Genomic DNA, 16,002 nt, shown 5'->3' on the forward strand with positions numbered 1-16,002 from the left:
GAGATCGACAGCGACTCGACAGCTCCGGGTCAGGACAGCCGCTCCCGCGTCACCGTGCGCAGGGCCGCAGCCCCGTCGTCCTCCACCCGGGCCCGCTCCAGCCGCAGATGGGCCGCGCGTCCGCGCAGCGTCAGCGTCATGAGCTGGTTGCCGAACCAGGGCCCGCCGTGCCGCCGCCAGCGCACCGCCGGGCGCGGCAGGCGGCCGTGCCGGGCGAAGCCCCGGCCCAGCGCGCGGGCGAGCGCGCTCCAGCCGAAGCGGAAGCCGAGCCGGATCGAGAGCGGAACCGAGTTGTGGACCGGCGAGCAGGTCAGTTGCACCACCCGGGCGTCGGGCCCGCCCCGCGGCCAGGACGGCTCGGCGATGTAGGCGTGGTGGACGTCCCCCGAGAGCACGCACACCGTGGCGGGCGCCTCGGGACCCGTCCCGGTCTCGGCGATCAGGCCCGCCAGGGAGTCGAAGGAGGCCGGGAAGGCGGCCCAGTGCTCCAGGTCGGCGGCGCGCCGGATCTTCTCGCCCCACCGCGCCCACCGCGCCCCCCGCTCGCCCCGGCACAGCGCGGCGTTCCACCCCTCGGCGTCGTGCACCAGGTGCGGCAGCAGCCAGGGCAGCGAGGTGCCGAGGAGCAGGTGGTCGTAGGAGCCGCGGTCGTCCAGGGCCTGGTCGCGCAGCCACTCCTCCTCGCCCGCGCCGAGCATCGAGCGCCGGTCCTCGTCGAGGATCCGGGCGGCCCGGCTGTCCACCATCAGCAGCCGTACGCGGCCGAAGTCGCGCCGGTAGCTCCAGCGGACGGACTCCGGTTCGGCGTCGGCCCGCGCGACGAAGGAGCGCAGCGCGTCCGTGCCGTCGTCCGCCTCCCGGACGGCGGCGTACAGCGGGTCGGCGGCCAGCGACGCGGGGGACAGGTTCCCCAGGTGCTGGTGGACCCAGTACGACATCAGGCCGCTCAGCAGCCGCTCGCGCCACCAGGGTGTGGCCCGCATGTCGGCGAGCCAGGCGGCGGAGGTGTTCCAGTCGTCGATGACGTCGTGGTCGTCGAAGATCATGCAGCTCGGCACGGTGGAGAGCAGCCAGCGCACCTCCGGGTCGAGCCAGGACTCGTAATAGAGGTGGGTGTACTCCTCGTAGTCCGCGACCTCGGCGCCGGGCGCCCGGTCCAGGTCGCGGCGGGCGGCGAGCCAGCGGCGGGTGCGGTCGGAGACCTCGTCGGCGTACACCTGGTCGCCCAGGAGCAGCAGGACGTCGGGCCGCTCGCCCTCCGGGTCGGCCGCGACCCGGGCGGACAGGGTGTCCAGGGCGTCCGGGCCCACGGGGTCCTTCTCGCCGGCGGCCGGAGCGGCCCAGCGGCAGGAGCCGAAGGCGACGCGCACGGTGGCGTCCTCGGTCACGGGCGTGCGGATCGCCGACGGCGGGAAGGGCGAGTCGGGCAACGGCCACACGCGCGTGCCGTCGAGGAAGACCTCGTACGGCGTCGCCGTGCCCGGTGTCAGCCCTTCCACCGCGATCAGGGCGTAGTGGTGTCCCGACACCTGGAAGGTGCGGGTCGTGCCGCCGGCGCCGTCCGCGCAGCGCACCTCGGCGGTGCTCGGACCGTCCGCCTCGACCCATACGGTCGCGGACGAACCGTCGGCGTACCTCAGCAGCGGTCCCAGGCGCAGTTCGCCCATCTCAGATCCCCTCCTCCGTCGCCCCGTACGGTACGGAACGACGGGGGAAGGGGCGAGCTTGCGGGGGCGGCCGCCGGGGCATCGGCCCGGCGGCCCGGTCGTCAAGCCTGGTCAGCAGCCCGCGAGGCTGCTCTGCAGCGCCGACTTCTCGGCGGAGTCGACGCTGAGGCCGTAGTAGTACTTCACCTGCACCCAGGCGCGGACGTAGGTGCAGTGGTAGGCGGTCCGGGATGGCATCCAGGTGGCGGGGTCCTGGTCGCCCTTGGCCTGGTTGACGTTGTCGGTGACGGCGATGAGCTGCGGGCGGGTCAGGTCGTTGGCGAACGACTGGCGGCGCGAGGTGGTCCAGCCGCTCGCGCCGGAGTCCCACGCCTCGGCGAGCGGGACCAGGTGGTCGATGTCCACGTCGGAGGCGGCGCTCCAGGTGGCGCCGTCGTACACGGAGTACCAGCTTCCGCTGGTGGCGGCGCAGGCGGAGTCGGTGACGACGCCGGAGCCGTCCCGCTTGAGGACGGTCTCGCGGGTGTTGCAGGTGCCCGACTGCGTGATCCAGTGCGGGAAGAGGTCGCGGTCGTAGCCGGTGCGGTTCTCGGTGGCCACGGTGAGGGAGGCGAGGTAGGTGCGGGCGGTGGCGGCGCTGACCGGGGTGGGCAGGGCGGCGGAGGCACTCGGGGAGCTGAAGAGCGCGGCGGAGGCTGTCATGGTCATGAGGCCGGCGAGTATGCTCAGCCGTCGACGCGCGTAGAACTTCGGCATGCGAACTCCCTTGACGGTGGGGGGTGTCGGGCGCGAGCGAAGGAATGCTCGCGGCGCCGTGTTGCGGGGAGATGAGCGCTCGGTGAGACGTTAATGACGTGTTCATGACACGACAAGGTGCGGGACCGGGATGCGGGGTGCGTATTTTCCGCCACCGTGGCGCGGCGGGCGCCGCGTACGGCGGATTCGGCATCGCGTACGGCGGTCTCGGCGTCGCGTACGGCGGATTCGGCATCGCGTACGGCGGTCTCGGCGTCGCGTACGGCGGTCTCGGCGTCGCGTACCATGGACGGCGCAGAAGGGGAGTAGCTCTTCGCCGGACCGTCGACATACTGCTCAGCTCGTCTGAGCCGGCGCCCGGAGGCAGGACCCGCACGCGGGACCGGCCGGCGAGACCTTCGGCAAGCAGTGCACGCCCGTGCCCGTCAGGCGCGGGCGGACCGTGCGCTGCCGCTGCCGGGGTGTCGTGCGTCGAAGGGTTCGGAGCACTCTCGGTGGGGGCGGCCCCGACCGATTGAGGAACCTTGATCAGCTTCACCGTGACGGCTGTGGTCTTCGGCGTCGTCTTCCTCGCCGAACTCCCGGACAAGACCGCCCTCGCGGGTCTCGTCCTCGGCACCCGCTACCGCGCCTCCTACGTCTTCGCCGGCGTCGCCGCCGCGTTCACGCTGCACGTCGTGCTCGCCGTCGCGGCCGGCAGCGTGCTGACCCTGCTGCCGCAGCAGCTCGTGCACGCGATCACCGGAGTGCTCTTCCTGGGCGGCGCCGCCGTGCTGCTGATGAAGAAGGACGAGGAGGAGGAAGAGGTCCGCAAGCCCGAGAACCAGTCCTTCTGGAAGGTCTCCGGCGCCGGATTCATGCTCATCCTGGTCGCCGAGTTCGGTGACCTCACGCAGATCATGACCGCCAACCTCGCCGCCCGCTACGACGACCCGCTCTCCGTCGGCCTGGGCGCGGTGCTCGCCCTGTGGGCGGTGGCCGGGCTCGGCATCGTCGGCGGCAGGGCGCTGATGAAGCGGGTGCCGCTGCGGCTGATCACGCAGATCGCGGCGGTACTGATGCTGGCCCTCGGGGTGTGGAGCCTGTGGGAGGCGGTGACGGGCTGAGGCCGGCGGTTCGGTGAGTCCGGTCCGTTCTTGGCGCCTGGTCCGTCCGGCGTGCCGCCGCGCTGCCGTGCCCGCGCCGTCGTGCTGCCGTGCCCGTGCCGTCGTGCTGCCGTGCCTGCGCCGTCGTGCTGCCGTGTCCGTGTCCTCGTGTCCGGCTGGTCCGCTGAACGCGGGATGAACGATTCCGCGGGCCGCTGGCGCGATCCCCCACGCGTTTTGTACCGTGGGGGAACAAAGTGGCTCCCGCTCGTTTTCCCTGACCGGCGGGCGGGGCCGCTCTGTGTCCGGGGAGTCCGGGACCCGCCGGTCCGGGGGACGAGACCCCGCCCCTCGCGGGGACGCGCCCCCGCCCACCGTGCGGACACGGTCTCCCGCCCACCGCGGGGACGCGGTCCCCGCCCCTGCGGGACGCGCACCGCCCCCCGCCTCCGTGTTCTTGGAGTTCGCCGATGACGGCCACCCCGACCCAGCTCTCCGCCCGTGCCCTGCTGCTGGACATGGACGGCACCCTCGTCAACTCCGACGCCTCCGTCGAGCGCGTCTGGCGGCGCTGGGCCGGCCGCAACGGCCTCGACGGCGACGAGGTCATGCGGGTCGTCCACGGCCGCCAGGGCTACGCCTCGATGGCGATCCTGCTGCCCGAGCGCCCCATGGAGCAGAACTACGCCGACAACGTGCGCCTGCTCGCCGAGGAGACCGCCGACACCGAGGGCGTCGTCCCGATCCCGGGGGCGCCGGAGTTCCTCGCCGCCCTGCGCGGCCTCCCGCACGCCCTGGTGACCTCCGCCGACGTGGCCCTCTCCACCGCCCGCATGGGCGCGGCCGGGCTCGCCCTGCCCGACGTCCGGGTCACCGCGGAGTCCGTCGGCGCCAGCAAGCCCGACCCCGAGGGCTTCCTCAAGGGCGCCGCCGAACTGGGCGTCGCCCCGGCCGACTGCGTCGCCTTCGAGGACTCCGGTGCCGGTATCGCCGCCGCGCGCGCCGCCGGGATGCGAGTGGTGGGCATCGGACCCCGGGCGGCCGCCCACGGCCCCGACGTGGTCGTGGCGGACCTGACACGCGTACGGGTGGACGCCGCGCCGGACGGAACGGTCCTCCTGCGCATCGGCTGACGCGCGACCCCGCCCGCCCGACGACCACGACCGGTTACGGACATGGCTGCGGCTACGGCTCCCGGGTCTCGCGTTCCAACTGCTCCCGGGTCCGCAGCCCGTACGTCCCCAGTTCCTCGTCCCGGATGCCGCGGGCCCACTGGAAGGTGCGGACGGCGTCCTCGACCCTGCTGTCGAAGTCGCCGTCGTCGTCCCCCAGGTAGAGGTGGAGCTGCCCCAGCCGCCGCTGCAGTTCGGTGACCTCGGGTCCCCGGTCGCCGCGACGCAGCACCGAGCCCTCCACCCCGTCACCGTCACCGTCCCCGTCCCAGTCGTCGTCCTCCTCGTCCGGGCCGTCCTCCTCCGGCGCCGTCGCCGGGGTGCCGGACGTGGTCGAGGTCGCCGAGAGGGTCGGATCGGCACCGGGCGCCGAGGGCGAGGCACTCGACGCCGAAGGGGAGGCCGAGGGCGACGCGCTCCCGCTCGCCGACGCGGAACCGGAGGGCTCCGACGGCGAGGGCGAGGCCGGCGCCGAGGCGGCACCGGTGGCCGCCGCCGCGGACGCGGTGCCGGTCGACGGGGCCGGAACGCCCGCCCGTACCTCCTGTGCGGCACTGTCCCGCGAGGGCGACTCGTAGGAGAACAGGCCGCCGGCGAACCCGGCCACGCCCAGCACGAGGACCGCCGCGCCCGCGGCGCTCACCAGCACCGACCGGCTACGGCCAGGTCGGCGGGCCGGCTCGCCGTCGGCCGGGTACTGGCCGGCCCCGCGCCCCTGCGCGAGACCCGCCGCGCCCTCGAACAGACTCAGGTCGGTGGCGCTGGGAGCGGTCACCGGGGGAGCGAAGGGCGTCGGCAGCACGGAGGTCGGGGAGTCGTCACCCGCGGCCGCGGAAGCGGCGCCCGCACCCGCGCCCGCAGTACGCTCACCCGCGCCCTCAGTACCCGCGCCCGCGGTACCCGCACCCGCGCCTTCACCACCGCCACGGGCCGTACCGTCGCTGCCCGTACCGTCCCCCTCCGTACCGTCCCCCTCCAGGTCGACGTACGGCCGTATCCGCAGCGGATCGAAGTCCTCCGCCGCCGCCACCTCGGCCGTGCGCGTCTCGCGTACGGCGTCGGCCGCGCGGGCGCCGCAACCGCAGGCAGGGGTGTTGTCCGGTTTCCGCCGGGCACCGCACTGCGGGCACGGATGATCCGCCTGCCCCGGCGGTCCCCCCGCCCCCACCGGCCCCAGAGACTCCCCCCGCCTCTGCGGACCCGGCTGCCCTTGCTGTCCTTGCCGCCCTGCGGGCTTTTCGGAACCTTTCGGTTGTTCCACGCTGCTCCGTCCCCTCCCCTCGCGTCTCCTCGCGTCCCCCCGCGAACTCCAGAGATTATGCAGATCTTCTCCACACCCCCGCGCACGTGCCCCCGGATTACCGGCTCCCCGTACGACTGAACAGGCCATAACTGGTCACACCGGCAGGAGGGAAGGTGCCACCGAGCCTCGGGAGGCCTCATGGCCGGGGATGCGAGCAGGACGACGGGCGCGTCGCTGAGCGCGCGGACCCCCGCGCGGGAACACGTACCGGGCAACGTCCTGGTCCCCATCGGCGCCCTGCTCCTCGGGATGCTGCTCGCCGCTCTCGACCAGACCATCGTCTCGACCGCGCTGCCCACCATCGTCAGCGACCTCGGCGGCATGCAGCACCTGTCGTGGGTGGTGACCGCGTATCTGCTGGCCTCCACCGCCGCGACCCCGCTGTGGGGCAAGCTCGGCGACCAGTACGGGCGCAAGAGGCTGTTCCAGACCGCGATCGTGATCTTCCTGGCCGGTTCCGCGCTGTGCGGTCTGGCGCAGGGCATGACCGAGCTGATCGTCTTCCGGGCGGTGCAGGGGCTGGGCGGCGGCGGGCTGATGGTGCTGTCGATGGCGATCGTCGGCGACCTGGTCTCCCCGCGCGAGAGGGGCCGCTACCAGGGACTGTTCGGCGCGGTGTTCGGCGCGACCAGTGTGCTCGGCCCGCTGCTCGGCGGCGTCTTCACCGAGCACCTGAGCTGGCGCTGGGTCTTCTACATCAACCTGCCGGTCGGCCTCGTCGCGCTCGGCGTGATCGCGGCCGTCCTGCACATCCCGCGCCGCTCCGAACGGCACGTCATCGACTACCTCGGCACCTTCCTGATCGCCGCCGTCGCCACCTGCCTGGTGCTGGTCGCCTCGCTCGGCGGCACCACCTGGGGCTGGGGCTCGCCGCAGATCATCGGGCTCGCGGTACTGGGCGTGCTGCTGGCCGTCGCCTTCGTGGCCGTGGAGCGCCGGGCCGCCGAACCCGTGCTGCCGCTGAAGCTGTTCCGGGTGCGCACCTTCGTGCTCTCCGCCGTCATCAGCTTCGTCGTCGGCTTCGCCATGTTCGGGGCGATGACCTACCTGCCGACCTTCCTCCAGGTCGTGCAGGGCGTCAGCCCCACCATGTCGGGCGTGCACATGCTGCCGATGGTGATCGGCCTGCTCCTGTCGTCGACGGTCTCCGGGCAGATCGTCAGCCGCACCGGCCGCTGGAAGGTGTTCCCGGTGGCCGGAACCGCCGTCACCACCCTCGGCCTGCTCCTCCTCCACCGACTCGACGAGAACAGCGCCACCGCCGAGATGAGCGCCTACTTCTTCGTCTTCGGCCTGGGCCTCGGCCTGGTGATGCAGGTCCTCGTCCTCATCGTGCAGAACGCCGTCCCGTACGAGGATCTGGGCGTCGCCACCTCCGGAGCGACCTTCTTCCGCTCCATCGGCGCGTCCTTCGGCGTGGCCGTCTTCGGCACGATCTTCGCGAGCCGCCTCGCCGACCAGCTCGCGGACGCCTTCCGCGGCGCCGCGCTGCCACCCGGCGTCTCCGCCGACACCCTGGAGTCCGACCCGCGCGGCATCGGCGCCCTGCCGCCCGCCCTGCGCCCGGAGGCCGTGCACGCCTACGCCTCCTCCATCACCGACGTCTTCCTCTACGCCGTTCCCGTCGCCCTCGTCGGCTTCGTCCTGGCCTGGTTCCTGAAGGAGGACCGGCTGCGCGGCTCGGTCACCGCGCCCGACGCGACCCAGACCCTGGCGAGCAACCCGGTGCAACGCTCCTCCCACGACGAGGTGTGCCGCGCGCTGTCGGTGCTCGGCACCCGGGAGGGCCGCCGCGCGATCTACCGCCGGATCACCGCGCGGGCCGGGTACGACCTGCTGCCCGCGACGAGCTGGCTGCTGCTGCGGATCAGGCGGTACGGCAGCGCGGAACCCGGCCTGCTCGCCGAGCGCACCTCGCTGCCGCTGACCGTGGTGCTGGAGGCCGCCCGCCAGGCCGAGGTGCGCCGCCTCGCCGTCCGCCAGGGCCTCGACCTGATCCTGACCGCCGAGGGCGCCGAGGTCGCCGAACGGCTGGCGCGGGCCCGCGAGGACTCCCTGTCCGCGCTCCTCGGCGACTGGTGGGGCCCGGACCGCCCGACCGACCTCGTGCGCCTGGTGCGCGAGCTGAGCGGCGAACTCTGCGGCGCGGAACGCGAACGCCCGCACGACGACCACGACGACCGCACCGGACGCACCGGACGGGCCCTCACCGGCACGCGCTGAGCACCTGGGCGAACCCGTGCTCGGCGTACGGCTCCGGTCAGTGTCGGTGGGGGCGTGCGCGGCGGGCAAGTGGTCGAGCGCCGGGAAGGGTGCGAGGGATGGGGCTCCGGGGGGCGGAATGACACCTCCGCCGGCCGGACCGCGCCGTTTGACGGAGGCACAGCGGGTATACGGACCGCGAACCGGCCCGCACGGAGAGCCGGTGGGGCCGAGAACCTGGAAGGCATCGATGTCCACAGGCGTGATCATCGCTTTGATCGTGATCGTGGCGGCCGTGATCGCCGTCGCGGCCGTACTGACCATGCGCCGCCGGGGACCGCAGCACGGCGGCAGCCTGAAGCGGCGCTTCGGGCCCGAGTACGAGCGGACCGTCGCCCGGCACGACGGCGACACCAAGGCGGCCGAGCGCGAACTCACCGAGCGCGTGGAGCGACACGGTTCGCTGCGGACCCGGACGCTGGAGCCGGCCGAGCGCGACCGGTTCGAGGCGCGCTGGGCGGCCGCGCAGGAGCGGTTCGTCGACTCCCCGCGTGAGGCGGTCGCCGAGGCCGACCGGCTGCTCTCCGAGGTGGCCGGTGCCCGGGGCTTCCCCGAGGGCGGGCAGTACGAGGAGCAGGTCTCCGCGCTGTCCGTGCACCACGCCCACCACGTCGACGGCTACCGGCGCGTGCACGACGGCGCGCAGGCCCATCCGGACACGGACGGCGCGGCCGGCACCGAGCGGCTGCGCGAGGCCATGGTCGAGGCCCGCGCCCTGTTCGAGGACCTGGTCGGCCACGGCCGTGACGGCCACCGCTCCGCCGACAAGGACGGCGACAGCCGGACCCCGGCCCGCGGCAACGACCAGTCCTGGGCGCTCAACCGGCGTCAAGCAAAGGAGAGTTGAGACACATGACTGACGTGACCCGACCGACCGGCGGCACGCCCGCCGAGCGCGGCCACCACACCCCGACCCCCGGCGTGACTCCGCTGGACTCCGACGCGGCGCTCGACCCCGACGCACCGCTCGGCGCCCGCGCCGACCACGCCGCCGGCACCCGCGCCGAGACCACCCCCCACCTGCGGACCGAAGGCACCGGCAGCACCGGCCGCACGGACGGCATCGCGGACACGAGCCACACGAGCGACACGAGCCACCCGGACGGCACCGGCACCGGCATCGGTACCGGTACCGGTACCGGTACCGGTACCGCCGAGCACGCCGAGCACGCCGCGACCGCGACCCCCACCCCGACCCCCGGTCTCGGCTCCACCCCCACCACCGCTGCCGCTCCCTCCGCCTCCTCCGCCTCTTCCGCCACCTCTTCCTCCTCCGGCACCTCGCTCCTCGCCCACGAGGAGTCGGACAAGTTCGGGGAGCGGCTGCACCACGCCGTCGCCGGCTTCGTGGACGGCCCGCGGGCCTCGGTGGAGGAGGCCGACCGCGTCCTGGAGGAACTGGCCTCCCGCTTCACGGACGCGGTGACCAAGCGCCGCCACACGCTGCGCACGTCCTGGCAGTCCACGGACGCGGGGGAGAAGCACTCCGCCGCCGACACCGAGCAGCTCCGCCTCGCTCTGCGGGACTACCGCGAGCTGTCGGACCGCCTCCTGCGCCTGTAGGACGCCGCGGTTCCGTTCCGCCCGGCTCCCCCGCCACCGCCGTACGACCTCTTCGACGTCGTAGGGCCGCAAGCTTCGGCGGGGAGCCGGGCGGCGGCATGTCCGGACCGTCATGCGCCGGACAGCGCGGCACCGGCCGCTCTATCATGCGGCGGCGGATCCGCAGCGGAACGTCCCCGAAGGAGCGCACGTGCTCGAACTCACCATGGTCGCCGTCACCTCGGCGGACGCGGGCGCCACGGCCGGCATGCAGATGACCGACGCGCCCAGCGAGCCGGGTGCCGTGCTGCGCGTCGGCCGGGACAGGTCGATCTGCCGGCTGGCGACACCGGACGACTGGCTGTTCGTCTCCCGGACCCACCTGGAGTTCCGGTACGACCCCGACGGGACCTGGCGCCTCACCTGGCTGCGAGGCTCACAGCCCGACCCGTCCTCCGAGGTCACCGTGACCGCGGGCGGACACACCAGGCCCGTCGCGTACGGCGGCACGGTGCCGTTGCCGAGAGGCGGCAGCGGTGAGGTGATCGTGCGGGACCGCAACGAGCCCCGCGGCGTGCACGTCGGCTTCTACCACGAGATCTGAGCCCCCCGCCCCGGCCTCGCTCATCCGTACGGCGCCCGAACGCCGACCCCGCTATCGTCATCCGGACAAAACGAGAGAGGCCGTCAGGTGAAGGCGGGGTTGCCTGCGTCTTTCTCCGGGGGTGGTGCGAGCCTCGTAGGGTTCGCGAAGAACCTGTGCGCATCGGACGCGTGGGACGAACGGGGCGGGAGGCCGACGAGGCGTGGCGAATGCGGAGCACGGTGGGCGAACGGCGGAGGGCTTCGGCGGGGCGGACGGGGGCACGGCCAGGGCGCGCCTGCGCCTGGCACGGCTGGGACTGTGGCTGGTCGCCGCCGTCCTCGTCGCGCGCCAGCTCGCGGTGGTCCTCGGCAGCCCGCGGGGGGAGCGGCTGACGGACCTGGAGACCTGGGTGGGGCCCAGCGGCGTCCTGCACGTGGAGGGCTCCCTCTACGATTCCACGCGGTTCACCGGGACCCCGTTCGCCGGGCTGGTCCTCAAACCGTTCACCCGGGCGGCCGAACAGGCCCTCGGCTGGGGCTGGACCTTCGGCACGCTGCTGCTGGTCGTCGCGCTCGGCCTGCTCGCCGCCCGCGCCCTGCCGCAGCCGGTCGGCCGCCGCACGGCCCTGCTCGCCGCGCCGGTCGCGGTCAGCCTGCTGATGCTGTCGCTGCCGGTGCGCAACACGCTCTGGCTCGGCCAGACCAGCATCATCCCGGTCCTGCTGGTCCTGCTGGGCTGCTTCGCCGCCCGCGGCCAGCGCTCCGGCGGGCTGCTCATCGGCGTCGCCGCCGCCCTGCAGCCGACCGTGCTGCTGTTCGTGCCGCTGCTGTGGTTCACCGACCGGCGCCGGGCCGCCCTGACCACCGCCGGCACCTTCGCCGCGTGCACCGCGCTGGCCTGGGCGGCGATGGCACGGGACTCGTACACGTACTGGGTGCACCACATGGCCGGCGTCGGCCTGGGCGGCGCCGCCGACGACCTGGCCAACCAGTCCCTGCACGGTGCCCTGCTGCGGCTCGGCCTGACCGGCCCGCTGGAGATCGCGCTCTTCGTCGTCCTCGGCGCGGTCGTCGCCGTCCTCGGCCTGCGCCGCGCGGTGCGCTACGCCCGCGACGGCCAACTGCTGCTCGCGGTCGCGATCACCGGCTGCGCGGCCATCGCCATCTCGCCCACCACCTGGCAGCACCAGCTCCTGTGGGTGCTGCTCGCGGTCGTCGGCCGGGTCGGCAGCCGCGCCTCCGACCGGTATGTGTGGCCGGTCGCCGTCGTCCTGGTGATGACGCTGCCCGCGAAGATGCTGCTGCCGAACATGGGCGTCCTGGCGCCGGTGCGGGACAACGCCGTCCTCGTCGCGGCCCTCGCCGCCGCCGTCGCCGTCCCCTTCCTCTCCCGCACCTCGCCGTACTACGGCACCCCCGTCCCGACGCGGTACGCCGACCCGGCCCCCACCCGCTTCCGGTACGTGCCGCTGCTGCCGTTCCTGCGCCGGGTGCTGACCCGCCCGAACCTGCTCCTCGAACTGCTGCTGATCCGGGTGACCTACGCCGCCTACTCCCAGGTCCGCCTCGCCGCGACCGGCGGCAGCAACTCGGCCGGGCGGGCCCGCGCCGAGGAGCACGGCCACCAGATCCTCGACCTCGAACGCTTCCTGCGCCTCGACATCGAGCACGCGGTCAACCACGCGGTCGTGAGGGTCGACTGGCTGCGCGGCTTCTTCGACTTCTACTACACGTCGTTCCACTTCATCGTGCCGCTGACCGTCCTCGGCGTGCTGTACTGGCGCCGCCCGGTCGACTACCGCTGGGCCCGCGCCTCGCTCGGCTTCGCCACCCTGCTGGCCCTGGTCGGCTTCTGGCTCTATCCGCTGGCCCCGCCGCGGCTGATGCCGAACCTCGGGATCATCGACACCGTGCACGGCGTGCAGGACTTCACCCAGCCCGACTACGGCACGCTGACCGCGCTGACCAACCAGTACGCCGCGATGCCCTCGCTGCACTTCGGCTGGTCGCTGTGGTGCGGGCTGGCGATCGCGATCATCGCGCCCAGGGCGTGGATGAAGGCGCTCGGCCTCCTCCACCCCCTGTTCACGGTCTCGGCGATCGTGGCGACCGGCAACCACTGGGTGCTGGACGCGGTGGGCGGCGCGGCGGTGGTCGGCGCCGGCTTCGGGCTGGCCTATCTGTTCCAGGGCCCGCGGGCGCGGACCGTCCCGGCCGCCGCCCAGGTCAGCAGCGGTCCTCCGGTCGTGGTGAAGGACCGTACCCCGAGCTGATCCGGTAGGCGCCCGGCGCGGTCACGGTCAGCCGGGCGAACTCGCCGTGCCGGGCCAGACAGCCCCCGTCCGCCCGCAGCCACGGCGACCAGGCGACCCGTACGGTCAGGGTGCCCGGCCGGGCGGTCCGCAGCAGCAGGTCGGCGCCGGTGGTGCCGACCACCTCGCCGGGCGGGGAGACCAGCGGCACGGCGTCCCGTACGCGGTAGATCCGCCAGTGCGGGTCCCGCCAGACCGGTTCCAGCCAGGCCGGGCGCCGCTCCCGTACCAGCCGTGCCTCCTCCTCGGCGAAGCCGTCCGGCCGGCCCAGCGGCAGCACCACGAAGCCCACCGCCCACCGGTCCAGCCAGGCCCGGTAGGAGGCGGCGGAGAAGGTGCCGTCGTAGAAGAGGCGGGCGCGTTCCATGTCGAGCTGCCGGTTCCAGCCGCGGGCCAGGTTGACGTACGGGGCGAGGCGGGCGGCCTCGCGGTGGTTGCGGGCCGGGACCACCTCGACCCGGGTACGGTTGGCGCCGAGCCCCTCCAGGGCGCGCACGACCCCGCTGGTCTCGGCGGCCCAGGCGGGCACCGAGGTCGACACCACCAGGTCGTCGGCGGTCTTCTTGCCGACCCAGACGACGCAGAGGACCAGGGCGGCGATCAGCAGGTGGCGGCCGGCCCGCCGGAACCGTTCCACCGAGAGCAGCGCCGCCAGCAGCACGGCCGGCCCGAACAGCTCCGCGAACCGCTCGACGTTGGTGCCGACCGGCGAGGGGACGAGATACGCCAGCACGGTCCCGGCCGCGTAGACGCCCCCGCTGAGCCGGACGACCCGCCACTCGCGCGGTGCGAGCAGGGCGACGGCGAGACCGAGCAGCACCGGCGGCCAGACCCGGGCCGGCGGCATGAGCTGCTCGCCGGTGAACGGGAAGAGGAGCGTGGTCACCGCGACCACCGCGGCGGGCGGCACGAGCAGCGCGAGGGCCCGCCCCCAGTCCCGTACGGCGAGGAACCCGGCGCCTACGACGGCCAGGAACAGCCCCGCCACCGGGGAGGCCGCCGTGGCCAGGGCGGCGCAGCCGGCGGCGAGGGCGGGGCGCCGGTCCCCGGTGAGCGGCAGACAGGCGGCGAGCGCGAGGGCGACGCCGAGGGCGAAGGTGGTACGGCCCGAGGCGACGTTGCACCAGAGCGCGAGGGCGGCGAGCAGCGCCGGACCGAGGGGTCTGCGCACCCCGGCGCGGATCACCAGCACGGCCGCCAGCCAGGAGGCGGCCAGCCCCGAGCCGACGGTGACCGTGCGCACCCCGAGCGCGGCCATCAGATACGGCGATATCAGGCTGTAGTTGGCGGTGTGCATGCCGCCGTACCAGAACAGCCCGTACGCCGAGTCCCCGTGCCGGCCGGCGAACTGCGCCCACGCCACCTGGGCGGCCAGATCACCACCGCCGGTGGCCAGCCACCCCCACCACAGCGCGTACAGCGGCAGGGTCGGCGCGGTGGCGAGCAGCGGGACGCGACGGCGGTCCCGGAACGCGGACAACTCGGCAGGGACCACGGTTCGCTGTCATCCGTTCGGTGTCGTCGAGCGTGCGCGGCGGTCGGGGCACGGACGAAGACGTGAAATCGAACAGAAACGTTGACCGGTCAGCGGGGGAGGCGCCCAGGCCCCTCCGGCGCTTCGCACAGCTCCGGCGCTTCGCACAGCTCCGGCGCCTCGAACACGACCGGTGTCTCGAAGGCCGCCCGGCGGGTGGCGCGGCGCAGTGCCTTCAGGACCGGTGTGCCGAGGGTCAGGGTCAGGACGACGGTCAGGAGGGCGCGGCCGGTGTCCCAGCCCAGCGAGGTGGCCAGGCAGTACGCGGCGAAGCGGGCCAGGTTGGCGGCGGTCCCGGCCGCCGGGTCGGGTGCGACGGACGAGCCGTCGGGGTCGAGGAACGGCCAGCCGGCCGCGTTCATGAACGTGCCGTAGGCGAAGGCGGCCAGGAGTCCGTAACCGGCGAGCAGCAGCAGTTCCGTACGCCCGCGCAGGCGGTCCGGGAAGGGCAGCAGGCCCGCCCCCATCGTGAACCAGCCCATGGACAGCATCTGGAACGGCAGCCACGGCCCGACTCCGCCGGTGAGCAGCGCGGAGGCGAACATCGTCACCGACCCGAGGACGAAACCGAACCCCGGCCCGAGCACCCGGCCGCTGAGGACCATGAGGAAGAACATCGGTTCCAGTCCGGCCGTGCCCGCGCCGATGGGGCGCAGCGCGGCCCCCGTCGCCGCCAGGACGCCGAGCATGGCCACCGCCTTGGGGCCGAGCCCCGACTCCGCGATGGTCGCCGCCACCACCGCCACGAGCAGCACCAGTACGCCCGCGAAGAGCCAGGGCGCGTCCTGGGCGTGCGCGTTGACCCGCGCCCCGGGCGGGGAGAGGAAGGGCCAGCCGAAGCTCGCCAGCCCGACCGCGCCGACCAGTACCAGCGCGGCGACCGACCGCGGCCCGAGCCGCACCGCCCGTACCCGGCGCGGCTTTCCGGGCGCCGGCCGTCCCCCGGCGGTCACGCGAGGGCCTGCCGTACCTGGGAGACCGTGAGCCACTTCTGCGGGGCGAGGACCTTGGCGACCTGCGGGGCGAAGGACGGGGAGGCGACCGCCACCGCCGCGGTGGGCCCGTCGGCGATCACCTCGCCCTCGGCGAGCAGCACCACCCGGTGGGCCAGTTCGGCGGCGAGTTCCACGTCGTGGGTGGCGAGCACGATGGCGTGGCCGCGCGCGGCGAGGCCGCGCAACACCTCGACCAGGCGGGACTTGGCCGCGTAGTCCAGGCCGCGGGTCGGCTCGTCCAGCAGGAGCAGCGGCGGGCGGGCGGTGAGCACGACCGCGAGGGCGAGGGTGAGGCGCTGGCCCTCGGACAGGTCGCGCGGGTGCCCGGCGTCGGGGATACCGGGCAGCAGCTCGCTCAGCAGCGCCCGGCAGGTGCCCGGTCCGGCGCCCGCGTCCGCGTCGGCGGCCAGGCACTCGGCGGCGACGGTGTCGGCGTACAGCAGGTCGCGTGGTTCCTGCGGGACCAGGCCGACGCGGCGCACCAGGTCGCGCGGGGCCGTGCGGTGCGGTACGGCGCCGCCCGCGCGGACCGAACCGGCGGCCGGTTCGACCAGGCCGACCAGCGCGCCGAGCAGCGTGGACTTGCCGGCGCCGTTGCGGCCCATCAGGGCGATCGTCTCGCCGGGGGAGACGGTGAGGTCGACGCGGCGCAGCGCCGGTGTCCGCCCGAGCCGCACCGCGAGGCCGCGGACCTCGGCGGCGTACGGGGCGGCGGGGGCGTCCGGGGTGCGGCGCCGGCGCCACCGGGCGGCCGGGGCGGGGCGCGGCGGTGGTGGCGCGGCGGCGGGC

At 74.3% G+C, this 16,002-nt stretch carries 13 protein-coding genes; 7 read left to right on the top strand and 6 right to left on the bottom strand.

All coding sequences use genetic code 11. From position 1 onward, the window contains the following. Nucleotides 1-29: 29 nt before the first annotated feature. Nucleotides 30-1,667 carry an alkaline phosphatase D family protein gene (locus ABEB00_RS10995; protein WP_345619128.1) on the bottom strand — a complete coding sequence of 546 codons (1,638 nt, stop codon included), beginning with the start codon at nucleotides 1,665-1,667 and terminating at the stop codon, nucleotides 30-32. 111 nt (nucleotides 1,668-1,778) lie between these two features. After that, nucleotides 1,779-2,423: an HNH endonuclease family protein gene (locus ABEB00_RS11000; RefSeq protein WP_345619130.1), complete on the bottom strand. Its 645-nt coding sequence runs from the start codon at nucleotides 2,421-2,423 to the stop codon at nucleotides 1,779-1,781. Between the two features lie 524 nt (nucleotides 2,424-2,947). On the opposite strand from ABEB00_RS11000, the gene ABEB00_RS11005 reads away from it, so the two are divergent. Next, complete coding sequence (locus tag ABEB00_RS11005) at nucleotides 2,948-3,529, top strand: TMEM165/GDT1 family protein (protein ID WP_345619131.1); 582 nt, start codon at nucleotides 2,948-2,950, stop codon at nucleotides 3,527-3,529. Nucleotides 3,530-3,978: 449 nt separating this feature from the next. Further along, the gene (locus ABEB00_RS11010) at nucleotides 3,979-4,641 is read left to right on the top strand and encodes an HAD-IA family hydrolase (protein ID WP_345619133.1); all 663 of its coding nucleotides are present in this window, start codon (nucleotides 3,979-3,981) and stop codon (nucleotides 4,639-4,641) included. A gap of 52 nt (nucleotides 4,642-4,693) precedes the next feature. Here the strand turns inward: ABEB00_RS11010 and ABEB00_RS11015 are convergent, their stop codons facing one another. Further along, a complete protein-coding gene (locus tag ABEB00_RS11015; protein WP_345619134.1) occupies nucleotides 4,694-5,455 on the bottom strand; it encodes a peptidoglycan-binding domain-containing protein in 762 nt (253 codons plus the stop codon). Nucleotides 5,456-6,121: 666 nt separating this feature from the next. Between ABEB00_RS11015 and ABEB00_RS11020 the strand changes: the two genes are divergently transcribed. From ABEB00_RS11020 to ABEB00_RS11040, 5 genes are all read left to right on the top strand, one after another. Next, complete coding sequence (locus ABEB00_RS11020) at nucleotides 6,122-8,206, top strand: MDR family MFS transporter (RefSeq protein WP_345619136.1); 2,085 nt, start codon at nucleotides 6,122-6,124, stop codon at nucleotides 8,204-8,206. Between the two features lie 229 nt (nucleotides 8,207-8,435). Continuing rightward, nucleotides 8,436-9,092: a hypothetical protein gene (locus tag ABEB00_RS11025; RefSeq protein WP_345619138.1), complete on the top strand. Its 657-nt coding sequence runs from the start codon at nucleotides 8,436-8,438 to the stop codon at nucleotides 9,090-9,092. Between the two features lie 5 nt (nucleotides 9,093-9,097). After that, nucleotides 9,098-9,808 (top strand): hypothetical protein, encoded by a 711-nt coding sequence (locus ABEB00_RS11030; RefSeq protein WP_345619139.1) that lies wholly within the window; start codon nucleotides 9,098-9,100, stop codon nucleotides 9,806-9,808. 190 nt (nucleotides 9,809-9,998) lie between these two features. Beyond that, nucleotides 9,999-10,391 carry an FHA domain-containing protein gene (locus tag ABEB00_RS11035; protein ID WP_345619141.1) on the top strand — a complete coding sequence of 131 codons (393 nt, stop codon included), beginning with the start codon at nucleotides 9,999-10,001 and terminating at the stop codon, nucleotides 10,389-10,391. Nucleotides 10,392-10,593: 202 nt separating this feature from the next. Continuing rightward, the gene (locus tag ABEB00_RS11040; protein ID WP_345619142.1) at nucleotides 10,594-12,645 is read left to right on the top strand and encodes a bifunctional glycosyltransferase 87/phosphatase PAP2 family protein; all 2,052 of its coding nucleotides are present in this window, start codon (nucleotides 10,594-10,596) and stop codon (nucleotides 12,643-12,645) included. Here the strand turns inward: ABEB00_RS11040 and ABEB00_RS11045 are convergent. The 3 genes from ABEB00_RS11045 to ABEB00_RS11055 all read right to left on the bottom strand — a co-directional run. Continuing rightward, nucleotides 12,599-14,179, bottom strand: a complete 1,581-nt coding sequence (locus ABEB00_RS11045) for a hypothetical protein (RefSeq protein WP_345619143.1) — start codon at nucleotides 14,177-14,179, stop codon at nucleotides 12,599-12,601. The genes ABEB00_RS11040 and ABEB00_RS11045 overlap by 47 nt on opposite strands. Before the next feature lie 89 nt (nucleotides 14,180-14,268). Next, entirely contained in the window at nucleotides 14,269-15,171 is a 903-nt protein-coding gene (locus ABEB00_RS11050; protein ID WP_345619144.1) for an ECF transporter S component, read from the bottom strand. Next, on the bottom strand, nucleotides 15,168-16,002 hold an 835-nt coding region (locus ABEB00_RS11055), incomplete at its 5' end, for an ATP-binding cassette domain-containing protein (RefSeq protein WP_345619145.1). The genes ABEB00_RS11055 and ABEB00_RS11050, both read right to left, overlap by 4 nt.

Origin of the sequence: Streptomyces ziwulingensis (assembly GCF_039542605.1) — a bacterium.
In the GTDB taxonomy this organism is placed as follows: Bacteria; Actinomycetota; Actinomycetes; order Streptomycetales; family Streptomycetaceae; genus Streptomyces; species Streptomyces ziwulingensis.

Bases quoted from the DNA above. Each gene is read 5' to 3' on its own strand.
- ABEB00_RS11030 (WP_345619139.1), top strand. From the start codon at position 9,098: ATGACTGACGTGACCCGACCGACCGGCGGCACGCCCGCCGAGCGCGGC.
- ABEB00_RS10995 (WP_345619128.1), bottom strand. From the start codon at position 1,667: ATGGGCGAACTGCGCCTGGGACCGCTGCTGAGGTACGCCGACGGTTCG.
- ABEB00_RS11020 (WP_345619136.1), top strand. From the start codon at position 6,122: ATGGCCGGGGATGCGAGCAGGACGACGGGCGCGTCGCTGAGCGCGCGG.
- ABEB00_RS11010 (WP_345619133.1), top strand. From the start codon at position 3,979: ATGACGGCCACCCCGACCCAGCTCTCCGCCCGTGCCCTGCTGCTGGAC.
- ABEB00_RS11000 (WP_345619130.1), bottom strand. From the start codon at position 2,423: ATGCCGAAGTTCTACGCGCGTCGACGGCTGAGCATACTCGCCGGCCTC.
- ABEB00_RS11025 (WP_345619138.1), top strand. From the start codon at position 8,436: ATGTCCACAGGCGTGATCATCGCTTTGATCGTGATCGTGGCGGCCGTG.